General features: G+C 70.8%; 17 protein-coding genes and 1 tRNA gene. 13 read left to right on the top strand and 5 right to left on the bottom strand.

Translation table 11 applies throughout. The features are described 5' to 3' along the window. Positions 1-89: 89 nt before the first annotated feature. The 8 genes from mfd (at position 90) to J4030_RS00055 (ending at position 8,813) form a co-directional block, all read left to right on the top strand. Positions 90-3,677: a transcription-repair coupling factor gene (gene mfd, locus J4030_RS00090; protein ID WP_307864482.1), complete on the top strand. Its 3,588-nt coding sequence runs from the start codon at positions 90-92 to the stop codon at positions 3,675-3,677. A 49-nt stretch (positions 3,678-3,726) separates the two neighbouring features. After that, positions 3,727-4,257, top strand: coding sequence for a hypothetical protein (locus J4030_RS00085; RefSeq protein ID WP_208047160.1), 531 nt, complete (start codon positions 3,727-3,729; stop codon positions 4,255-4,257). After that, positions 4,224-5,237, top strand: a complete 1,014-nt coding sequence (locus J4030_RS00080) for a MazG family protein (RefSeq protein WP_307864481.1) — start codon at positions 4,224-4,226, stop codon at positions 5,235-5,237. The genes J4030_RS00085 and J4030_RS00080 overlap by 34 nt, the downstream gene beginning before the upstream one ends. 152 nt (positions 5,238-5,389) lie before the next feature. Further along, entirely contained in the window at positions 5,390-6,670 is a 1,281-nt protein-coding gene (gene eno / locus J4030_RS00075; protein WP_208047158.1) for a phosphopyruvate hydratase, read from the top strand. A 183-nt stretch (positions 6,671-6,853) separates the two neighbouring features. Then, entirely contained in the window at positions 6,854-7,225 is a 372-nt protein-coding gene (locus J4030_RS00070) for a septum formation initiator family protein (protein WP_208047157.1), read from the top strand. Then, a complete protein-coding gene (locus tag J4030_RS00065; RefSeq protein ID WP_208047156.1) occupies positions 7,222-7,740 on the top strand; it encodes a DUF501 domain-containing protein in 519 nt (172 codons plus the stop codon). Before J4030_RS00070 ends, J4030_RS00065 begins: the two co-directional genes overlap by 4 nt. Further along, positions 7,737-8,699, top strand: coding sequence for a Ppx/GppA phosphatase family protein (locus J4030_RS00060; RefSeq protein WP_208047155.1), 963 nt, complete (start codon positions 7,737-7,739; stop codon positions 8,697-8,699). The genes J4030_RS00065 and J4030_RS00060 overlap by 4 nt, the downstream gene beginning before the upstream one ends. A gap of 40 nt (positions 8,700-8,739) precedes the next feature. After that, a tRNA-Leu gene (locus tag J4030_RS00055) sits at positions 8,740-8,813 on the top strand. A gap of 166 nt (positions 8,814-8,979) precedes the next feature. On the opposite strand, the gene J4030_RS00050 is transcribed toward J4030_RS00055, so the two are convergent. Both J4030_RS00050 and J4030_RS00045 read right to left on the bottom strand, forming a co-directional pair. Beyond that, entirely contained in the window at positions 8,980-9,789 is an 810-nt protein-coding gene (locus tag J4030_RS00050; RefSeq protein WP_208047154.1) for an ABC transporter permease, read from the bottom strand. Next, entirely contained in the window at positions 9,786-10,682 is an 897-nt protein-coding gene (locus J4030_RS00045; protein WP_208047153.1) for an ATP-binding cassette domain-containing protein, read from the bottom strand. The genes J4030_RS00050 and J4030_RS00045 overlap by 4 nt, the downstream gene beginning before the upstream one ends. 149 nt (positions 10,683-10,831) lie before the next feature. Between J4030_RS00045 and J4030_RS18190 the strand changes: the two genes are divergently transcribed. The 4 genes from J4030_RS18190 (at position 10,832) to J4030_RS00025 (ending at position 14,684) form a co-directional block, all read left to right on the top strand. Continuing rightward, positions 10,832-12,040, top strand: coding sequence for a sensor histidine kinase (locus tag J4030_RS18190; protein WP_208047152.1), 1,209 nt, complete (start codon positions 10,832-10,834; stop codon positions 12,038-12,040). Further along, a complete protein-coding gene (locus J4030_RS00035; RefSeq protein WP_208047151.1) occupies positions 12,033-12,707 on the top strand; it encodes a response regulator transcription factor in 675 nt (224 codons plus the stop codon). Before J4030_RS18190 ends, J4030_RS00035 begins: the two co-directional genes overlap by 8 nt. Positions 12,708-12,828: 121 nt before the next feature. After that, complete coding sequence (locus J4030_RS00030) at positions 12,829-13,743, top strand: Bax inhibitor-1/YccA family protein (RefSeq protein WP_208047150.1); 915 nt, start codon at positions 12,829-12,831, stop codon at positions 13,741-13,743. A 329-nt stretch (positions 13,744-14,072) separates the two neighbouring features. Continuing rightward, positions 14,073-14,684 (top strand): DUF1684 domain-containing protein, encoded by a 612-nt coding sequence (locus J4030_RS00025; protein ID WP_208047149.1) that lies wholly within the window; start codon positions 14,073-14,075, stop codon positions 14,682-14,684. Between the two features lie 16 nt (positions 14,685-14,700). Here the strand turns inward: J4030_RS00025 and J4030_RS00020 are convergent, their stop codons facing one another. From J4030_RS00020 to J4030_RS00010, 3 genes are all read right to left on the bottom strand, one after another. Continuing rightward, the gene (locus J4030_RS00020) at positions 14,701-15,000 is read right to left on the bottom strand and encodes a hypothetical protein (RefSeq protein ID WP_208047148.1); all 300 of its coding nucleotides are present in this window, start codon (positions 14,998-15,000) and stop codon (positions 14,701-14,703) included. Between the two features lie 23 nt (positions 15,001-15,023). Further along, a complete protein-coding gene (locus tag J4030_RS00015; RefSeq protein WP_208047147.1) occupies positions 15,024-16,247 on the bottom strand; it encodes an acetyl-CoA C-acetyltransferase in 1,224 nt (407 codons plus the stop codon). Positions 16,248-16,372: 125 nt separating this feature from the next. Beyond that, complete coding sequence (locus J4030_RS00010) at positions 16,373-17,584, bottom strand: SGNH/GDSL hydrolase family protein (RefSeq protein WP_307864480.1); 1,212 nt, start codon at positions 17,582-17,584, stop codon at positions 16,373-16,375. Here J4030_RS00010 and J4030_RS00005 point away from each other — a divergent pair. After that, positions 17,583-18,959: a cystathionine beta-synthase gene (locus J4030_RS00005; protein ID WP_208047146.1), complete on the top strand. Its 1,377-nt coding sequence runs from the start codon at positions 17,583-17,585 to the stop codon at positions 18,957-18,959. The genes J4030_RS00010 and J4030_RS00005 overlap by 2 nt on opposite strands. Positions 18,960-19,246: the final 287 nt, after the last annotated feature.

The following is a 19,246-nucleotide window of genomic DNA, read 5'->3' as shown; positions in this document are numbered from 1 at the left end:
AGGGCTGTCGGCGCCCGCACCTACACTGGAAGCTCCACCCCGCGATCTCGTGATCCGGGGCTTTCGTGCTGCCGAACCGGAAGAATCCCGTGCGCCTCGACCCGCTGCTCGATCTGCTGTCCGGCGACCCCGCCGTACGCCGTGTCCTCGATTTCCGCGGCTCCGCGGACGTCGTCGACGTGGCCGCCTCACCCGGTGCGAGGGCGCCCCTGCTGTCCCTGCTGACGCGGCGGGGCGACGAGGCGCGGGTGCCGATCCTGGCCGTCACGGCCACCGGCCGCGAGGCGGGCGACCTGTCCGAGGCGCTGCGCAGTCTGCTGCCCGAGCACGCGGTCGCGGAGTTCCCCAGCTGGGAGACGCTGCCGCACGAGCGGCTGAGCCCGCGCAGCGACACCGTAGGCCGACGTCTCGCCCTGCTGCGCCGGCTGGTCCACCCGGACCACGCCGAGCATGCCGAACACGGCCCGATCGACATCGTCGTGGCGAGCGTCCGCGCCGTCCTGCAGCCCATCGCGCACGGGCTCGGTGACCTCGCACCGGTCGAGCTGCGGCCCGGCACCGACGCGCGGCTGGAGGACGTCGTCGAAGCGCTGGCCGACGCGGCGTACGCCCGGGTCGACATGGTCGAGCGCCGTGGCGAGTTCGCCGTCCGCGGAGGGATCCTCGACGTCTTCCCGCCGACCGAGGAGCACCCCCAGCGGGTCGAGTTCTGGGGCGACACGGTCGAGGAGGTGCGCTGGTTCAAGGTCGCCGACCAGCGCTCGCTGGAGATCGCCGAGGGGGGTCTGTGGGCCCCGCCGTGCCGCGAGCTGCTGCTCACCGCGCAGGTCCGCGACCGCGCCAAGGAGCTCGCGCCGCAGCTCGCGGGCGTGAGCGACATGCTGGAGAAGGTCGCCGAGGGCATCGCCGTCGAGGGCATGGAGTCCCTGTCGCCGATCCTGCTGGGCGACGCGATGCAGCCCCTGCTCGACGTGCTGCTGCCCGGCACCCACGTCGTGCTGTGCGACCCCGAACGGGTGCGCACCCGCGCCGCCGACCTGGTCACGACCAGCGAGGAGTTCCTCGACGCGAGCTGGGCCAACGCCGCAGCGGGCAACGTCGTCCCGGTCGACCTGCGGGGAGTGCTGGGCACCGCGTCGTACTGGAGCCTGTCCCAGCTGCGCGACCACGCGCTCGCCACCGGCCGGCCATGGTGGTCGATGTCGTCGTTCTCCTCCGACGAGGAGCTGGTCGAGTTCGCCGAGGACGAGCTGCCGGGGGAGCGGATCACCTTGCACACGCAGGAGATCCCGGCCTACCGCAGCAACACCGAGCACGCCGTCGACGACCTGCGCAAGTGGGCCACCGAAGGGCAGCGGGTGCTCGTGGTCACCGAGGGCCCCGGCCTCGCCAAGCGGGTCACCGAAGTGCTGTCGGAGAACGACGTCACGACCCGAGCGCTCGGCCCGCTCGACCCCGGCATGGTCGAGGTGAGCACCGGCTGCCTGGGGCGCGGGTTCGCGCTCCCGTCCAGCGATCTGGTGGTCGTGACCGAGGCCGACCTGACCGGCAGCCGCGGCACGAGCGGCAGCACCAAGGACATGCGCAGGATGCCGGCACGTCGGCGCAATGTCGTCGACCCGCTGCAGCTGCGCCCGGGCGACTACGTCGTGCACGAGCAGCACGGGGTCGGCCGGTTCGTGGAGATGATGCAGCGTTCCGTGGGAGGCGCGACCCGCGAGTACCTGGTCCTGGAGTACGCCGCGTCCAAGCGCGGGCAGCCCGGCGACCGGCTCTTCGTGCCGACCGACCAACTCGACCAGATCACCCGCTACGTCGGCGGCGAGATGCCCACGCTCAACAAGATGGGCGGCTCGGACTGGCAGACCACCAAGTCCCGCGCCAAGCGGCACGTGCGCCAGATCGCCGGCGAGCTCATCCGGCTCTACTCCGCGCGGATGGCCACCGAGGGGCACGCGTTCGCGCCCGACAGCCCCTGGCAGCACGAGCTGGAGGACGCGTTCGCCTACGTCGAGACGCCCGACCAGCTCTCCAGCATCGACGAGGTCAAGGCCGACATGGAGAAGTCGGTCCCGATGGACCGCCTCATCTGCGGCGACGTCGGCTACGGCAAGACCGAGATCGCGGTGCGGGCGGCGTTCAAGGCCATCCAGGACGGCAAGCAGGTGGCGGTCCTCTGCCCGACCACCCTGCTGGTGAAGCAGCATGTGCAGACCTTCACCGAGCGGTACGCCGGCTTCCCCGTCGTGGTGAAGGCGCTGTCCCGCTTCCAGACCGACCGCGAGGCGCGCGAGGTGATCGAAGGCCTGAAGAGCGGTGGCGTCGATCTGGTCATCGGCACCCACCGGCTGCTGTCCAAGGAGATCCAGTACAAGGACCTCGGGCTGGTGGTGGTCGACGAGGAGCAGCGCTTCGGTGTCGAGCACAAGGAGCAGCTGAAGCAGATGCGCACCGCGGTCGACGTGCTGGCGATGTCCGCGACGCCGATCCCGCGCACCCTGGAGATGGCGGTCACCGGTATCCGCGAGATGTCCACTCTCGCAACGCCGCCCGAGGAACGCCACCCGGTCCTCACGTTCGTCGGAGGCTGGGACGAGAAGCAGATCGGCGCGGCCGTACGCCGCGAGCTCATGCGCGAGGGCCAGGTCTTCTTCATCCACAACAAGGTGGCGACGATCGAGAAGGCGGCCTCCCGGCTGCGCGAGCTCGTGCCCGAGGCCAGGGTGGTGACGGCGCACGGCAAGATGCCCGAGCACCGCCTCGAGGACGTCGTCGTCGACTTCTGGGAGCGACGCGCCGACGTGCTGATGTGCACCACGATCGTCGAGACGGGTCTGGACATCTCCAACGCCAACACCCTGATCGTGGAGCGGTCCGACCTGATGGGTCTCTCGCAGCTGCACCAGCTGCGCGGCCGGGTCGGTCGCGGGCGCGAACGCGCCTACGCCTACTTCCTGTTCCCGCCCGAGAAGCCGCTCACCGAGACCGCTCACGACCGGTTGCAGACCATCGCCAGCCACACCGACCTCGGCGCCGGCATGCAGGTCGCCATGAAGGACCTGGAGATCCGTGGCGCCGGCAACCTGCTCGGGGGCGAGCAGTCCGGGCACATCGCCGGGGTGGGCTTCGACCTGTACGTGCGGATGGTCGGTGAGGCCGTCGCCGACTTCCGCGGCGAGAAGGACACCACGCCGAACGAGGTCAAGATCGAGCTGCCGGTCGACGCGCACCTGCCGCACGAGTACGTGCCGGGGGAGCGGCTGCGCCTCGAGGCGTACAAGAAGCTCGCGGTCGTCGAGGACGAGAGCGGCCTGACGGAGATCGAGGCGGAGCTGCAGGACCGGTACGGCACGCCGCCACAACCGGTCCGCAACCTCTTCGAGGTGGCCCGGCTGCGGATCATCGCCCGGCAGGGCGGCGTGGGCGACATCAGCGCCCAGGGCCGCTACATCCGGTTCGGCCCCCTCGAACTACGCGAGAGCCAATCGCTGCGCCTGCAGCGGCTCTTCCCCGGCACGCTGGTGAAGGCCGGTCACGCGCTGGTGCCGACGCCGAAGACCGCACCGGTGGCCGGTCAGCCGCTGCGGGACCTGGAGGTGCTGCGGTGGGCCGCGGCCCTGGTGAAGGCGGTGCTGCTCGACGACATCGCGGCGGCAGCCGGAGCCGCGGGCGCGTGAGCCGGTGCGTGCTGGCATGATGACCGCTGTCATCCGAGGAGGTCCACACGTGAGTACGTCGCGCCGCGCCGTCGGCATCGCCGCCCTGGCCGTCATCGCCACCGGGGTGAGCGGATGCGGTAGCAGCCAGTTGTTCCACGACAGCAACACCGCTGCGTCCTACCAGGGCACCAGTGTCAGCGTGCAGCAGGTGCAGGACGCCGTCACCCAGATCAAGCAGGCGTTCGGCTCCGGCGCCGCGGACTTCAACTCCCGCACCGCGATCACCTACCTCGTCCTCGGCAAGGACCTGCAGCGCATCGCGGCCGAGAACGGCGCCCCGTTCTCCGCCGACCAGGCGCGCCAGGAATTCGCCCGGCGCAAGGTGGCCAACCCCTCCTCCGCCGCGATCGACGCGCTGCGCAGCAACGTCGCGCTGACCAATCTCAGCAACTCCCAGGCCGGGATCGCCGAGGTCAGCAAGGTCGTCAACGCCGCGAAGGTCGACGTCAACCCGCGGTTCGGCCGATGGGGCGGCGCCAACGGAGTGCTCGCGACGGCGGAGCCGTGGATCGCCGGCAAGAGCACGAGCAAGAGCTGAGCGCCACGAACACGGGCGAGGCGTCGCTCGCGATCCTCGTCACGTCGCCGCGGGTGCCGGCGGGTCTGCTCAGCAGGTCCGCCTGGCAGGTGCTCGAAGCAGCCGATGTCGTCTACGCCGCGGATCTCGACGAGCCGGTGCCGGATGCCGTCGCCACCAGCGGCGTGCAGGTGCGCGCAGCGGCGTACGGCGACCGGCGGCAACTGGCGCGGGCACTCGCCCAGCACGACGGCAGGGTGGTCTGGATCGGCTCGGCCGACGGCGACCCCGGCCTGACGGATGCGCTCGCCGGGGAGTTGACCCGGCTGGAGACGCCGCCCGCCGTGGAGATTGTGGTCGGTTCGTGGGATCTGCCCGGCGCCCGGCTGCTGGACGCAGTCGCCGTGATGGACACGCTGCGTTCGCCCGGAGGGTGTCCCTGGGATGCCGAGCAGACCCACGACAGCCTGGCCAAGTACCTGGTCGAGGAGGCCTACGAGACGCTCGAGGCCATCGAACTGCGCGATCGCGGCCACCTCGCCGAAGAGCTGGGCGACGTGCTGCTGCAGGTGCTCTTCCACGCGCGCCTCGCGGCCGAGGACCAGCAGGAGCCGTTCGACATCGACGATGTCGCGGGCGGGCTGGTCGCCAAGCTGATCCGGCGCCACCCGCACGTCTTCAGCGACGGCGACGCCACCACCCCGGGGGAGGTCGAAGCGTCCTGGGAGCAGATCAAGGCTGCCGAGAAGCCCGACCGGGACGCGGACGACCTGCTGGCCGGCGTACCCAAGGGCCTGCCCACGCTGCTCGTCGCGGAGAAACTGCTCTCCCGCGCTGCCCGTCGCGGCGTCGACCTCGCGTACGACGATTCGACCGGCTCGCAGTTGCTGCGCCAGGTCGCCGCGGCGCGCGAGCGTGGGGAATCGGCCGAGACGGTGCTCGGCCGGGAGCTGCGGGCGGTGGCCGCGCGATCGCGGAAGCCGTCCGCTCCCGAGCAGTGACGGTGGCGCAGGAAGGCCCGAGAGGCGCACGCCGGCCCGAGGCTCTCGGACCTACCTGAGCCACCCTGGCTCTGCGCGCCGCACGCGCCCGCCCCGCCGACCCCGTTAGGCTCGTGGATCAGTACGCCGTCCACCCACCTTGGGAGCTTGAAGTGGCCAGCATCGATGCAATCCTCGCCCGCGAGATCCTGGACTCGCGCGGCAACCCGACGGTCGAGGTCGAAGTCGCCCTGGACGACGGTGTCGTCGGTCGCGCGGCCGTTCCCTCCGGTGCCTCGACGGGCCAGTTCGAGGCGGTCGAGCGTCGCGATGGCGACAAGAAGCGCTACCTCGGCAAGGGCGTGCAGGACGCGGTCGATGCGATCGGCGAGGAGCTGGCCCCGCACCTGCTCGGGTTCGACGCCAGCGAGCAGCGCCTGGTCGACGCCGAGATGATCGGCATCGACGGCACCCACAACAAGGGCAAGATCGGCGCGAACGCCATCCTCGGTGTCTCCCTGGCCGTCGCGAAGGCTGCCGCCGAGTCGGCCGACCTGCCGCTCTTCCGCTACGTCGGCGGTCCGAACGCGCACGTGCTGCCGGTGCCGATGATGAACATCCTGAACGGCGGGTCGCACGCCGACTCCAACGTCGACATCCAGGAGTTCATGATCGCCCCGATCGGCGCGGAGTCCTTCCGCGAGGCGCTGCGCTGGGGCGCGGAGATCTACCACAGCCTCAAGGCGGTGCTGAAGAAGCAGGGCCTGTCCACCGGCCTCGGCGACGAGGGCGGTTTCGCTCCGAACCTGGAGAGCAACCGCGCCGCGCTCGACCTGATCCTGACCGCGATCGAGAAGGCCGGCTACACCCCGGGCAAGGAGATCGGTCTCGCGCTCGACGTCGCGGCCAGCGAGTTCTTCGACAAGGGCAGCTACCGGTTCGAGGGTGCCAAGAAGTCGGCCGAGGAGATGTCCTCCTACTACGCCCAGCTGGTCGCGGACTACCCGCTCGTCTCGATCGAGGACCCGCTGCACGAGGACGACTGGGACGGCTGGAAGACCCTGACCGACCAGATCGGTCACCAGGTGCAGATCGTCGGCGACGACCTCTTCGTGACCAACCCCGAGCGGCTGCAGCGCGGCATCGACACCGGCACGGCCAATGCGCTGCTGGTGAAGGTCAACCAGATCGGTTCGCTCACCGAGACCCTCGACGCGGTCACCCTGGCTCAGAGCAACGGCTTCCGCTGCATGATGAGCCACCGTTCGGGTGAGACCGAGGACACCACGATCGCCGACCTCGCGGTCGCGACGAACTGCGGGCAGATCAAGACCGGTGCGCCGGCCCGTTCGGACCGGGTGGCCAAGTACAACCAGCTGCTGCGCATCGAGGAGGAGCTGGACGACGCGTCGACCTACGCCGGCGCCTCGGCGTTCCCGCGTTTCACCGCCTGAGCAGGGGGAGACACCGTCATGCCGCGCGACACGCGCTCGACCCGGCCCGCGCAACCGCGCGGGAGCAGTTCGCGACCCTCCGCGAGTCGTCCCGCGGGGTCACGGGCGGCCCGTACGCCGCGCGCGTCGTCGACGTCGGCGGGCACGGCCCGTGCTGCGCGTCACCGTCGTACACCGCGATCGATGCGCCGGCTCACCGTGCTCGGTGCGCTCGTGGTCTTCCTCGCGGTGCTCATCACCCCGACGCTGCGCAGCTACCTGCGCGCCCAGGGCGACATCAACGGCCTCCGTGGCCAGGTCGCCTCTCAGCAGGCCGACATCCGGTCCCTGCAGGCGCAGCAGAAGCAGTGGAACGACCCGGCCTACGTCAAGGCGCAGGCCGCCAAGCGGCTCGGTTTCGCCGCACCGGGCGCGACCCTGACGGTGGTCGTGGACCAGCAGGGCACCGTGCACAAGGTGACGAAGTCCGGTGTCGTGGCAGCGACCACGGCGTCCAGTACCCACCCGTGGTACGGGCAGCTGTGGCAGTCGCTGGTGCGCACCCCGCCCCGATGACCGATCCTTCTCCCTCGACCGGTTCCATCGGCGAAGCCGACCTGCACGCCATCGAGCAGCAGCTCGGCAGGGTGCCGCGTGGAGCCATCGACGTCGCGGCACGCTGTCCCTGCGGGTGCCCGGCCGTCGTCCGGACGCTGCCCCGGCTGCCCGACGGCACGCCGTTCCCGACGACGTACTACGCGACCTGCCCGCGGCTGACCGGCGCGATCAGCACGCTGGAATCCCTGGGCATGATGCGCGAGATGACCGACCGGCTGCAGCAGGACGCCGACCTGGCCGCGCACTACCGCGCGGCGCACGAGAAATATCTTCGCCACCGCGCCGAGCTCGGGGACGTGCCCGAGATTGACGGGATCTCCGCCGGCGGGATGCCGAACCGCGTCAAGTGCCTGCACGTCCTCGTCGCCCACTCCCTGGCCGTCGGCCCGGGGGTCAATCCGCTCGGGGACGAGGCGCTGGCGGCGCTGCCGCAGTGGTGGACCGGTGGGTGCTGCGCCCCGGAGGCCGTGTGACCCGGGTCGCCGCGGTCGACTGCGGCACCAACACGATCCGGCTGCTGGTCGCTGACAGCGCGCCGTCCGGCGCGAGTGGCGGCCGGCTTGTCGACGTGGTGCGCCGGATGGAGTTCGTCCGGCTGGGTCAGGGCATCGACGCCACGGGACGGATCGCGCCCGAGGCGATGGCCCGCACCCTGGCCGCCGCTCGCGAGTACGCCACACAGTGCACCGAACTCGAGGTTGCCGCAGTGCGATTCGTCGCAACCTCGGCATCCCGGGATGCCTCGAACGCCGACGAGTTCGTGGCCGGCGTACGAGAGGCGTTCGCTGCGTACGACGTGTCGCCCGAGGTCGTCACGGGCGACGAGGAGGCGCAGCTCAGCTTCCGGGGAGCCACCGGCGATCTCGTCGCGACCGGGGTGCCGGGACCGTATCTGGTCGTCGATCTGGGCGGCGGTTCGACCGAGTTCGTACGCGGCGGGCGCACCGTGGAGTCCGCACTGTCCACCGACATCGGCTGCGTGCGGATGACCGAGCGGCACCTGCATTCCGACCCGCCGACCGCGGCGCAGATCGACGCGGCCACCCGCGATGTCGACGCTGCCGTTGACCGGGCCCAGGCACACGTCGGGTTCGACGATGTCGCCACGCTCGTCGGCCTGGCGGGATCGGTCACCACCATCACCGCGCACGCACTGCACCTGCCGGCGTACGACCCGGCCGTGATCCACGGCAGCACGGTCCCCGTCGAGCAGATCCTCGCGTCGTGTCGGGCGATCCTGGCGGCCGGCCGCGCCGAGCGCGCCGCCATGCCGTTCATGCACGAGGGGCGCGTCGACGTCATCGGAGCGGGGGCGCTCATCTGGAGCCGCATCGTCACCCGACTGTCAGAGGCTGCCGGGATCGAGCAGGTGCGCGCCAGCGAGGCCGACATCCTCGACGGCATCGCGCTCTCGCTCCTCGACGCCGGCTGACGATCGCATCGGCACGCCCCAGCCCGTTTAGTCTGTGCGTGCCCTCGTAGCCCAATCGGCAGAGGCAGGCGACTTAAAATCGCCCGAGTGCGGGTTCGAGTCCCGTCGGGGGCACCGGTCACGACACCTCTCCGTCGAGATGTCAGTTCCGGAGAGTGCGCGGGCCTCAGCACCCTCCGGAAGTGACAACTCGAGGCAGCCCCAGGTAACGACAGCCCGGCCCGGCGGGTCCCCTGATCTCCCACCGGGCCGCGCGGCCCTCACCGCGGTACGACGGCGGTCACTTGACCTCGCTGCGCCGCAATCGGACGACGCCCGCGATGAGCGGCAGGACCACCCAGACGAGCGCCGCCACACCCAGCTCCGCCCAGTTCTCCGCCGTCATGGAGGCATCGAGCAGCGGTGTCGTCGCCGCGTTCAGGTCGAGCCAGGGCTGCACCCCGTGCAGGCCGTGGACCAGGGTGCCGACGATGCTCCAGGCCTGAGGAAGCACCAGGTAGGACACGATCGCCGCCGGAGTGTTCTGCAGGACGAGGCCGAACGAGACTCCCTGGACCACGGCCAGCAGCTGAGCGAGCACCACCCCACCGAGGGTCGCGGCGTCCAGCGACCACACGGGATGACCGCCGCGCAGTGCCTGGCACAAACCGGTGGCCACCACGGCGAGGACGACGGCGATCGCGAGGACGAGCAGGCCGAGGAGGATCGCGGAGACCAGCTTGGATCGGCCCACCCTCGTGCGGTCCGGCTCCAGCGCGAACGTCACCAGGCCGGTCCGTTGGGTCCACTCGGACGTCACCGTGATGATCCCCAGCAGCGGCAGCAGGATCGACTGCGGGATGACGGTGGCGGCCAGGAAGTCGCTCAGATCCTTGTGGGAGCCGGCGGATCCGGTGAAGATCACGATGCCGACGACGAGAGCGGTGACCCCCGCGATGCCGATCAGCAGCCACCGACCGGCGCGGGTGTCGAGGATCTTGCGCAGTTCGACGTGCACCAGCCGGGCGAAGGGCACGGCTCGGCCGTCGGGCTCCGGCAACCGGGCCGGCAGTTTCGGTGCGGTGATCTGTGGGGATTCGATGGTCGTCATGCCGGGACTGCCTCTCGCGCGTCGGCGGCCGTGAGCCGCAGGAACATGTCTTCCAGACCCGTGGATCCCGCGGGCGCCAGGTGGGTCAGTACGACGCCGTGCCGGGCGGCGAGGGCGCCGATCTGCGCCGGCGTCGCGCTCACCTGCAGACCGTCGCCGGCGGCCCTGGTCTGCACGCCCGCGTCCGCGAGGACGCGTTCGAACGCGATGTCGTCGGTCGAGCGCACCGCGGTGCCGGTGGCCTGCATGAGTTCGGTCTTGGGACCCTGGGCGACGATCTTTCCGCGACCGATGACGAGCAGCTCGTCGGCGACGACCTCGATCTCGTGCAGCAGATGGGACGAGAGCAGCACGGTGCCGCCCTGGTCGGCGTAACCGCGCAGCAGCGTCCGCATCCATCGGATGCCGGCAGGGTCCAGGCCGTTGGCGGGCTCGTCCAGGATCAGTACCTCGGGGTCGCCGAGTAGCGCATGGGCGATCCCGAGCCGCTGCCGCATGCCGAGCGAGTAGTTGCCGACCCGGCGTCCGGCCTCCGCCTCGCTCAGCCCCACCAGCTCGAGCAGTTCCCCGACCCGGCTGCGTGCGAGCCCCATCGTGAGCGCGCCGAGCGTGAGCACCTCACGCCCGGTGCGTCCCGCGTGCTGCGCGGACGCGTCGAGCAGCACTCCGACGTGACGTCCGGGGTTCGGCAGGGCGGCGTACGACCGGCCGAGCACGGTGGCTCGACCGGTGGACGCGGGGGTGAGCCCGCAGAGGATCCGCAGGCAGGTGGACTTGCCCGCACCGTTCGGTCCGAGGAAGCCGGTGACAGCTCCTGGGCGGACGGTGAAGGACACGTCATCGACGGCGGTGTACCCGCCATAGCGTTTGGTCAGAGTCTCGACGGTGATCATGGCGACCACGCTGCCGAACGTCGTGCTGACCGCACATCGGCCGTCCGCATGCGGTGACTGCGACCTTGGTAGGGGGTCGGTCGGTCCATCGGGATGCCATGCCGCGTCTCCGATCGTCCCGGTCGCCGATCCGCCCTAGGGTCGGCAAGGTGAGGAGCGACGTTCGGCACCGGATGCCCCGGTGGTGGGGCGGGACCTGGCGACTGCTCGCATCGGCCCTGCTCGGCCTGGTGATCTGGCTCGCCGTGGTCGGCGACGGCACCACGGCCCACTACCGCTTCGACGAGTGGTGGCCCTACGTCGACCTCGCCTGCGGTGCAGCTCTTCTGCCGTTGTTGTTGCTGCGACGCCGCCGGCCGTTGTTCGTCGCGCTGGTGCTCATCGGGTCCACCGCGTTCGTGGCGAGCACGGTCGCCGCGGCGGGGATCGCCACCATCTCCCTCTGCACGCACCGCGTACGACGCGACATCGTGCTCGCCGGGGTGGGCTGGATCGTCACCGGCGTGGTGTTCAGCGTGGTGCACCATCAGGGATCTGGGTTCGGCGACCGGGTCGCGAACCTGACCACGAGCGTGCTGGCGCTCGCGTTCGTCGTCGCGGTCGGGCTGTTCATCGGAGCCCGGCGGGAGCTCGTGACCCAGTTGCACGAGCGCGCCGAGACCGCAGAACGCGAACGCGATCTGCGCGTCGCGCAGGCGCGGGCCGGCGAACGCGCGCGGATCGCCCGCGAGATGCACGACGTCCTCGCCCACCGGATCTCCCTCGTCGCGATGCATTCGGGCGCGCTCGCCTACCGCGCAGACCTGCCCGCTGAGCAGGTCCGCGAGACCGCGACGCTGATCCAGGAGAACTCCCACCTGGCGTTGACCGAGCTCCGCGAGGTGCTGGGGGTGCTGCGCGACCCCGACGTCGACCAGGCTCAGGTAGCGGCCCCGCTTCCCACGCTGGCTCAGCTGCCCGCCCTCGTCCAGCACGAGCGCGACGCAGGCGCATCGGTCGATCTGGAGACCGATGGCGACCTCGAAGGGGTACCGGAGCCGTTGTCCCGTAACGCCTTCCGCATCATCCAGGAGTGTCTGACGAACGCTCGCAAACACGCGCCCGCGTCGCCGGTCGCTGTTCGGATCGAGGTGCGTGCGGGCAAGGACGTCCAGGTCGAAGTCAGCAATCCGGTCGTGGCGCCGTCAGCAGCGTCGGGAGGGACGGCCTCGGTCGCACCGACCCGCTCGGGCCTGGGTCTCATCGGCCTCACCGAGCGCGCGGTCCTTGCCGGTGGCGAGCTCTCCTACGGCGTCGACCGGGCGCGCCGCTTCCTGGTCCGTGCCTCCCTGCCGTGGGATCGTGCCGGCCATGACTGAGCAGCGTGACACCGTCGGGGTGGTCCTCGTCGACGACGAGGCACTGGTCCGGGCAGGGCTGCGGATGATCCTGGGCGGCGCTGAGGACGTGAGCGTCCTCGCCGAATCCGGCGACGGCCTCGACGCGCTCGACGTGGTTGCCCGGCATCGCCCCGACGTCGTCCTCATGGACATCCGGATGCCGCGACTGGACGGGATCAGCGCGTGCGAACGGATGGTGGCCCGGTACGGCGACGACGTCCGGGTCATCGTCCTCACCACCTTCGACACCGACGACCTCGTCCTACGCGCGCTGCGGGTGGGAGCCAGCGGGTTCCTGCTGAAGGACACGCCGCCGGACCGCCTGGTACAGGCAGTGCGCGCCGTGGCGGACGGTGAGCCGATGCTGTCGCCGACCATTACGGCCAGCCTGATGACCAGGGTGGCGGCAGGGGGTGGGGACGACCGTCGTGCCGGGGCCCGCGAACGCCTGGGGCGGCTGACCGAGCGCGAACGCGAGGTGGCGCTCGGCGTGGGGGAGGGACTGTCCAACGCGCAGATCGGGCGTCGCCTCTACCTGAGCGTGCCGACGGTCAAGGCGCACGTCTCGCGGGTGCTCACCAAGTTGGAGGCGGCCAACCGCGTCCAGGTCGCGATCACCGTCCACGATGCGGGTCAGGGCGGCTGAAACCGCGCGATTCCGGTGCTGAACGGTGATTGGCGGGGAACCGGTGAGCCCCCTCGCTCGTCATAAGATGTGACGCAGGTGTGCGCCGATGGGGCGCACCGTCTCGGCTTCGGAGGAAGCAATGCCCACGAACCCCGTCTTCTCGCGTTTCAACCGCGAGCTGTCGCAGGGGAAGTACGCCGGGATCGGCCAGCCGCAGTTCGGTCAGCGCGGCCAGGCGACTCCTTACAACCCGCCGCCCCGCGATCCGTACGGCCAGCCGCCCGGTGGCTACGGACAGCAGGCGCCGCAGGGGTACGCATCGCAGCAGCCGTACGACAAGGTGCAGCAGGGGTACGGCGTCCCACCCGTGACGACGGGCGACGGTCGCGCGATGACCCTCGACGACGTCTTCGTCAAGACGCTGACGCTCTTCGGTCTCCTGGTCGTCTCCGCTGCGGTCTCCTGGTTCGTCGCGCGCGGCGACCAGTCGGTCGGGCTCGCGATCTGGATCGGCGGCATGTTCGTCGGGCTCGGGATCGGTTTCGCCATCGCCTTCATGAAGAAGGTGTCGGTGCCGCTGATCCTCACCTACGCCGTGGTCGAGGGGCTCTTCGTCGGCGCGGCCAGCCAGTACTTCAACACCGTCTGGCCAGGAGTCGTCGCCCAGGCGGTGCTCGGCACGGCCTGCGTCTTCGTCGCGATGTTCGCCGGCTGGAAGTTCGGTCTCATCAGGGTCACCGAGCGCAGCCGGAAGATCTTCTTCATGGCCGTGATCGGCTACATGCTCTTCGGCCTGATCAACATCGTGCTGCAGTTCACCGGCGTGCTCGGCGGCTTCGGCTTCTTCGGGATGGGCGGCATCGGGATCGCGCTGTGCCTGATCGGCATCGCGCTCGCCGCCTACTCCCTGGCGATCGACTTCGACTCGATCACCCGCGCGGTGCAGGCCGGCCTGCCCGAGAAGTACTCCTGGCTGATGGCGCACGGTCTGATCGTCACCATCGTCTGGCTCTACCTGGAGCTGCTGCGGCTGCTCGCGCGCATGCGCAACTGATCGCACCCGCACCACCCAGGGCCGGCATCGGGGACTCCCCGGTGCCGGCCCTGCGTCGTACGGCGGTGCGTGCCGCCTGAGACCGGCACCCGCTGCTGCAGCAAAGTGACCGCCGCTCCGATTACCCACCTGCGCGCGTACGCCGGGCGCAGGGAAGTGACCGCCGTGCCGATTACCCCCCTGCGCGCGTACGCCGAGCGCAGGGAAGTGACCGCCGCGCCGATTACCCACCTGCGCGCGTACGCCGGGCGCAGGGAAGTGACCGCCGCGCCGACAACCCGCTTGCGCCGCCGTACACCGGGCGGTGACCCGTCCGTAGGCTCGCGCCCATGGACTCCCGCACCGCACTGCAACTGTCGGACTGGCGCCGTGAGGTCGCCCAGCTCTACGCACAGGTCCGCAGCATCGGTGACCCGGCCGAAGGCCACGCACGCTGGCGCGCCGGGCGGGAGAAGTTGTTCCTGGACCACCCGCAGAGCCCGTTGGCGGCCGCAGATCCGTTGCGCCGCAGCGGGATCCCGGTGTGGCCCTACGACCCGGCGTTGCGCTGGGTGCTGCCGCTCGAGCCGGCTCCCCAGCCGGACGACCTCGCGATCGACTCCGGTGCCGACGGCTCGACCCGGCTGAGCCAGGCCGGGTGGATCACCCTGCCGGACCCGTTCGGGGCGCGGGTCGCCGTCTGGTGGCTCGATCAGTACGCCGGCGGGATGTTCCTCCCGCTGCGGGACGGCACTGCCGGCACGTCGTCGTACGGCGGCGGCCGCTACCTGCTCGACACCGCGAAGGGGGCCGACCTGGGCGGCGACGGACAGGAGATGGTGGTGGACCTGAACTTCCTCTACCACCCCTCCTGCCGCTACGACATCCGCTGGGTGTGCCCGCTGGCGCCGCCGCAGAACATCATCGAGCAGCCCGTCGAGGCCGGCGAGCGGCTGCCCTGAACCGGGCCCGGTGGCGTCAGCTCAGCTGCGCGAGCAGGTCGGTCAGCCACCGGGTGAGGTGCTCGTGGTGCCCGTCGACGCACGCGTCGAACACCGCGACCGCGAGCTGGTCCGCCGCCGCCGCGGGGCCCAGGTCGGGGATGCTCGCCGGGTCGAGCGCCGCACAGCGCGCGGCGCACCCCCGTACGGCGGCCGCGTGCTCACCTGCCCGGTCGACGGGCAGCTGACGCCACCGGAGCACCACACGATCCAGTGCCCGGCGTACGTCATCCGGCCGTGGATCCTGCAGCAGGGCGACGCTGCCCGCGCCGGTCATCGAGACGACGGATGCGCCCGAGATCAGGACAGACGCTCGTAGATGACGGCCATGCCCTGGCCACCGCCGACGCACATCGTCTCCAGGCCATAGGTGCCGTCGACCTCCCGCAGCCCGTTGAGCAGCGTCGTGGTGATCCGGGCGCCGGTCGACCCGAACGGGTGCCCCAGGGCGATCGCGCCGCCGTGCACGTTGAGCTTGTCGAAGTCCATCTTGAGGTCGTCCGCCGACGGGAGCACCTGAGCGGCGAACGCCTCGTTGATCTCGTAGAGGTCCATGTCGGCGATGGTCAGTCCGGCGCGGCTCAGTGCCTGCCGCGACGCCTCGACCGGGCCCAGACCCATCACCTCGGGCGACAGCGCCGAGACGCCGGTCGACACGACGCGGGCCAGAGGGGTCAGGCCGAGTTCCTTGGCCTTGACGTCGCTCATCACGACGACCGCCGCGGCGCCGTCGTTCAGCGGGCAGCAGTTGCCGGCGGTGACGGTGCCGTTCTCGCGGAAGACAGGCTGCAGCGCCTCGACCTTCTCCAACGTGACGCCCGCGCGGGGGCCGTCGTCGCGGGAGACGACGGTGCCGTCCGGAAGCGTGACAGGGGTGATCTCGCGCTCGAAGAAGCCCGACGCGATCGCGGCCTCGGCGCGGTTCTGGCTGCTCACGCCCCACTCGTCCTGGCGGCGGCGGCTGACGCCGCGGGAGCTGGCGACGTTCTCGGCGGTCTGGCCCATCGCGATGTAGACGTCCGGCAGCTGCCCGTCCTGGCGCGGGTCGTGCCAGGGCGTGCCGTTCTTGGCGGTCTGCTCGGTGCGCGCGATCGCGTCGGCGAACTTGGGGTTCTGCCAGTCGGCGGACGTGCCGCCGGCACCGGAGAAGGACGCGTAGCGCGACACACACTCCACGCCACCGGAGATGAAGACGTCTCCCTCACCGGCGCGGATGGCGTGCGCGGCCATCCGGGTCGTCTGCACGGACGAGGCGCAGAAGCGGTTGACCGTCGAGGCGGGCACGTGGTCCATGCCGGCGAGGACGGCGACCACGCGGGCCATGTTGGAGCCGTGCTCGCCCCAGGGCTCGGCGCACCCGAGGTAGAGGTCCTCCACCAGGGCGCGGTCCAGGCCCGGCACCTTGTCGAGCGCAGCCAGGACGGCCTGGGTCGCCAGGTCGTCCGGGCGGATGTCCTTCAGCGATCCCTTGAACGCACGGCCGATCGGCGTACGGGCGGTGGAGACGATGACGGCCTCGGGCATTGCGGCACTCCTGGGTTGCTGGGGACTTGCTTGCGATGGCGTGGAATCACGCCCGATCGTCCGGCGTGACGTCCCGCCGGACCGACCGCGATCCTATGCGAGAGGCAGGACGGGAGCGCCGGGCCTCAGACGTCGGCGGTGTCGACGCTCGACTCGTCGCGCAGATCGCCCTCGGAGGATCGCGTCGGTCGTTCGTCGGCATCCGACCGCGGCTCGTCCTGCGCATCGGGCAGCGGGGTCCGGTGCCGCCGCAGCAGGACCGCCCAGCGGCCCTGCCGGCTGCGGGCGTCGCCGCTGACCTCGGTGCCCGCGACCTCCGTGCCAGGGTCGCGCACGGCATAGGTGGCGGCCACGGAGACCGGGCTGATGCCCTCCCCGCGGCGTACGTCGGGGGTGCGGTTCGTGTCCGCCGAGGCGAATCCGAGCGAATCCAGGACACTGGGCAGCAGCGCCGACGCCGCCCGGGCGTATCCCGCGGCCGACGGGTGGAAGCGGTCCTTGCTGAACATGACCTGAGGGGTGCTGCGGAACTCGTGCCCGAGCAGGTCGCCGAGGGAGACGGTGCGGCCGCCGTGTTCGACGACGCCCACGGTCTGGGCCGCGGCGAGGTCCCGGGACCACCGCTGGGCCAGCAGTCGCAGCGGCTGGGGCACCGGTTCGATGACTCCCAGGTCGGGACAGGTGCCCACCACGACCTGGCAACCGGCCTCGCGCAACGCGACGACGGTCGAGGACAGGTGCCGCACCGAGGTGGAGCGGGCCATCCGCTGCGTCACGTCGTTGGCGCCGACCATGATGATGCAGACGTCGGGGTGCGGCAGCAGGGCCAGCGCCTGCTCGACCTGACGGTCCAGATCGGTCGAGACCGCGCCGACGACGGCGAAGTTGGTCAGTCGCACGGGTCGGCCGGCGATGGCCGCGAGCGCGGTTGCGTTGATGGCGCCGACGGTCTGGTGCGGCAGATCGGCCCCGAGCCCCTTGGCGGTGGAGTCGCCGAGCACGAGCAGGTCCAAGGGCTCGCCGGGCGCAGAGCCGTAGGTGCCCTGGTCGTCCGGTGCGCCGTCGAACGGGTGCCCGACGATGCGGCGGGCCATGGCCGCCTCGCCCTTCAGCACGGCCCATCCCGTGACGCCGACGACCCCCGCGCCGACGGCTCCGATGCCCCCGCCGTACGCCGCGCGCGCCGCGATCTTGCGTGCCCGTCGTGCTCTACCCATGTCGGTGCCGACCTCCTCACGCGCGAACCGGAAACAGTTGCCCCTGCCCGTCCTGATCGTCTCATCCGGGACGGGGACGGGGACGCCGTGGTCGGGATCCTCCTGCGACGATGGGGACATGAAATACGCAGAGCACATCGCCGACCTCGTAGGGGAGACCCCCCTGGTCAAGTTGAACCGCGTCACCGAAGGCATCGCCGCAACGGTGCTCGCCAAGGTGGAGTACCTCAACCCGGGGGGATCGGTGAAGGACCGGATCGCTCTGCGCATGATCGAGGCGGCGGAGGCGTCGGGCGCGCTGCTCCCAGGGGGCACCATCGTGGAGCCGACGTCGGGGAACACCGGGGTCGGACTGGCGCTGATCGCACAGCGCAAGGGGTACCAGTGCATCTTCGTCTGCCCGGACAAGGTCGGCGAGGACAAGCGAGCGGTGTTGCGTGCGTACGGCGCGAAGGTCGTGGTGACGCCCACCTCCGTCCCGCCGGATCACGCGGACAGCTACTACTCGGTCTCGGACCGGATCGCCGCCGAGACGCCGGGCGGCTGGAAGCCGGACCAGTACTCCAACCCCGAGGGACCCAACTCGCACTACCGGTCCACCGGACCGGAGATCTGGAAGGACACCGACGGTGAGCTGACCTCGTTCGTCACCGGTATCGGGACCGGGGGGACCATCACCGGGACCGGCCGCTACCTGCGTGAGGTGTCGGCGGACCGGGACGGCGGTCGCGTGCGCATCATCGGGGCGGACCCCGAGGGCTCGGTGTACTCGGGGGGCACCGGACGCCCCTACCTGGTCGAGGGCGTCGGCGAGGACATGTGGCCCGCGGCGTACGACCCGAGCGTGGTCGACGAGGTCATCCCGGTCTCCGACGCGGAGTCCTTCGCGATGACCCGCCGGCTGGCGCGGGAGGAGGGCCTCCTCGTCGGCGGTTCCTGCGGCATGGCCGTCGTCGCGGCCCTGCGCCACGCGGCGACCTTGCCGGCGGAGGCGACGGTCGTGGTGCTGCTCCCGGACTCCGGGCGCGGCTACATGGGCAAGATCTTCGACGACGAATGGATGGCGTCCTACGGCTTCCTGCGCGAGCACACGGAGCGGACGGCGGGGGAGCTGCTGCAGCGCAAGGCCGGGGACATGCCGGCCCTGGTGCACACCCACCCCAGTGAGACCGTGCGCGACGCAATCTCGATCCTGCAGGAGTTCGGCGTCTCGCAGATGCCCGTGGTGAACGCCGAGCCGCCGATCATGGCGGGCGAGGTGGCGGGATCGGTGAGCGAACGGTCGCTGCTCGACGCCCTCTACGCGGGCAAGGCGAGCCTCACGGACTCGGTGGGCAGTCACATGGACGAGCCGCTGCCGTTGATCGGCTCCGGAGAGCCCGTTTCGGAGGTGCGTGCGGCACTCAGCGGCACCGATGCGGTGATGATCGTCCGCAACGGCAAACCGACGGGCGTCCTGACGCGGGCGGACCTACTCGGCGAGTTCGCTGAATGAGGCCAATTCCCTGTGTTCGCAGGGAATCTGGGCCCCCGGGCCGCTCGATTTGCACGCGGCGCCGAACGTGCCGTACTGTTCCACATGTCAGCGCGAAACGGGCTGGCAGATCCGGTTGGACGGAGCCGCGAAGGCCCTGCTAATGTGGATCTTGTTCGGAGCCAAGTGCGCGAGGACCTCGGTCTGACGCCCAAGAGCCGAACACAACAAGTAGAAGACAGTTCCGGTCGACCATCATCGTATTTCGGTGGTTTCTCGGATGCCTGATCGTTTCTTGATAACTCAAC

Origin of the sequence: Allobranchiibius sp. CTAmp26 (assembly GCF_017565405.1) — a bacterium.
Lineage (GTDB): Bacteria > Actinomycetota > Actinomycetes > Actinomycetales > Dermatophilaceae > Allobranchiibius.
The sequence above is the reverse complement of the archived record's forward strand: the minus strand, read 5'-3'. Positions and strand labels throughout refer to the sequence as shown.

Coding starts and splice junctions, on each gene's coding strand:
- J4030_RS00070 (WP_208047157.1), top strand. CDS start 6,854: ATGCGCCGGCTCACCGTGCTCGGTGCGCTCGTGGTCTTCCTCGCGGTG.
- J4030_RS00065 (WP_208047156.1), top strand. CDS start 7,222: ATGACCGATCCTTCTCCCTCGACCGGTTCCATCGGCGAAGCCGACCTG.
- J4030_RS00050 (WP_208047154.1), bottom strand. CDS start 9,789: ATGACGACCATCGAATCCCCACAGATCACCGCACCGAAACTGCCGGCC.
- J4030_RS00045 (WP_208047153.1), bottom strand. CDS start 10,682: ATGATCACCGTCGAGACTCTGACCAAACGCTATGGCGGGTACACCGCC.
- J4030_RS00035 (WP_208047151.1), top strand. CDS start 12,033: ATGACTGAGCAGCGTGACACCGTCGGGGTGGTCCTCGTCGACGACGAG.
- J4030_RS00030 (WP_208047150.1), top strand. CDS start 12,829: ATGCCCACGAACCCCGTCTTCTCGCGTTTCAACCGCGAGCTGTCGCAG.
- J4030_RS00025 (WP_208047149.1), top strand. CDS start 14,073: ATGGACTCCCGCACCGCACTGCAACTGTCGGACTGGCGCCGTGAGGTC.
- J4030_RS00020 (WP_208047148.1), bottom strand. CDS start 15,000: ATGACCGGCGCGGGCAGCGTCGCCCTGCTGCAGGATCCACGGCCGGAT.
- J4030_RS00015 (WP_208047147.1), bottom strand. CDS start 16,247: ATGCCCGAGGCCGTCATCGTCTCCACCGCCCGTACGCCGATCGGCCGT.
- J4030_RS00005 (WP_208047146.1), top strand. CDS start 17,583: ATGAAATACGCAGAGCACATCGCCGACCTCGTAGGGGAGACCCCCCTG.
- J4030_RS00010 (WP_307864480.1), bottom strand. CDS start 17,584: ATGTCCCCATCGTCGCAGGAGGATCCCGACCACGGCGTCCCCGTCCCC.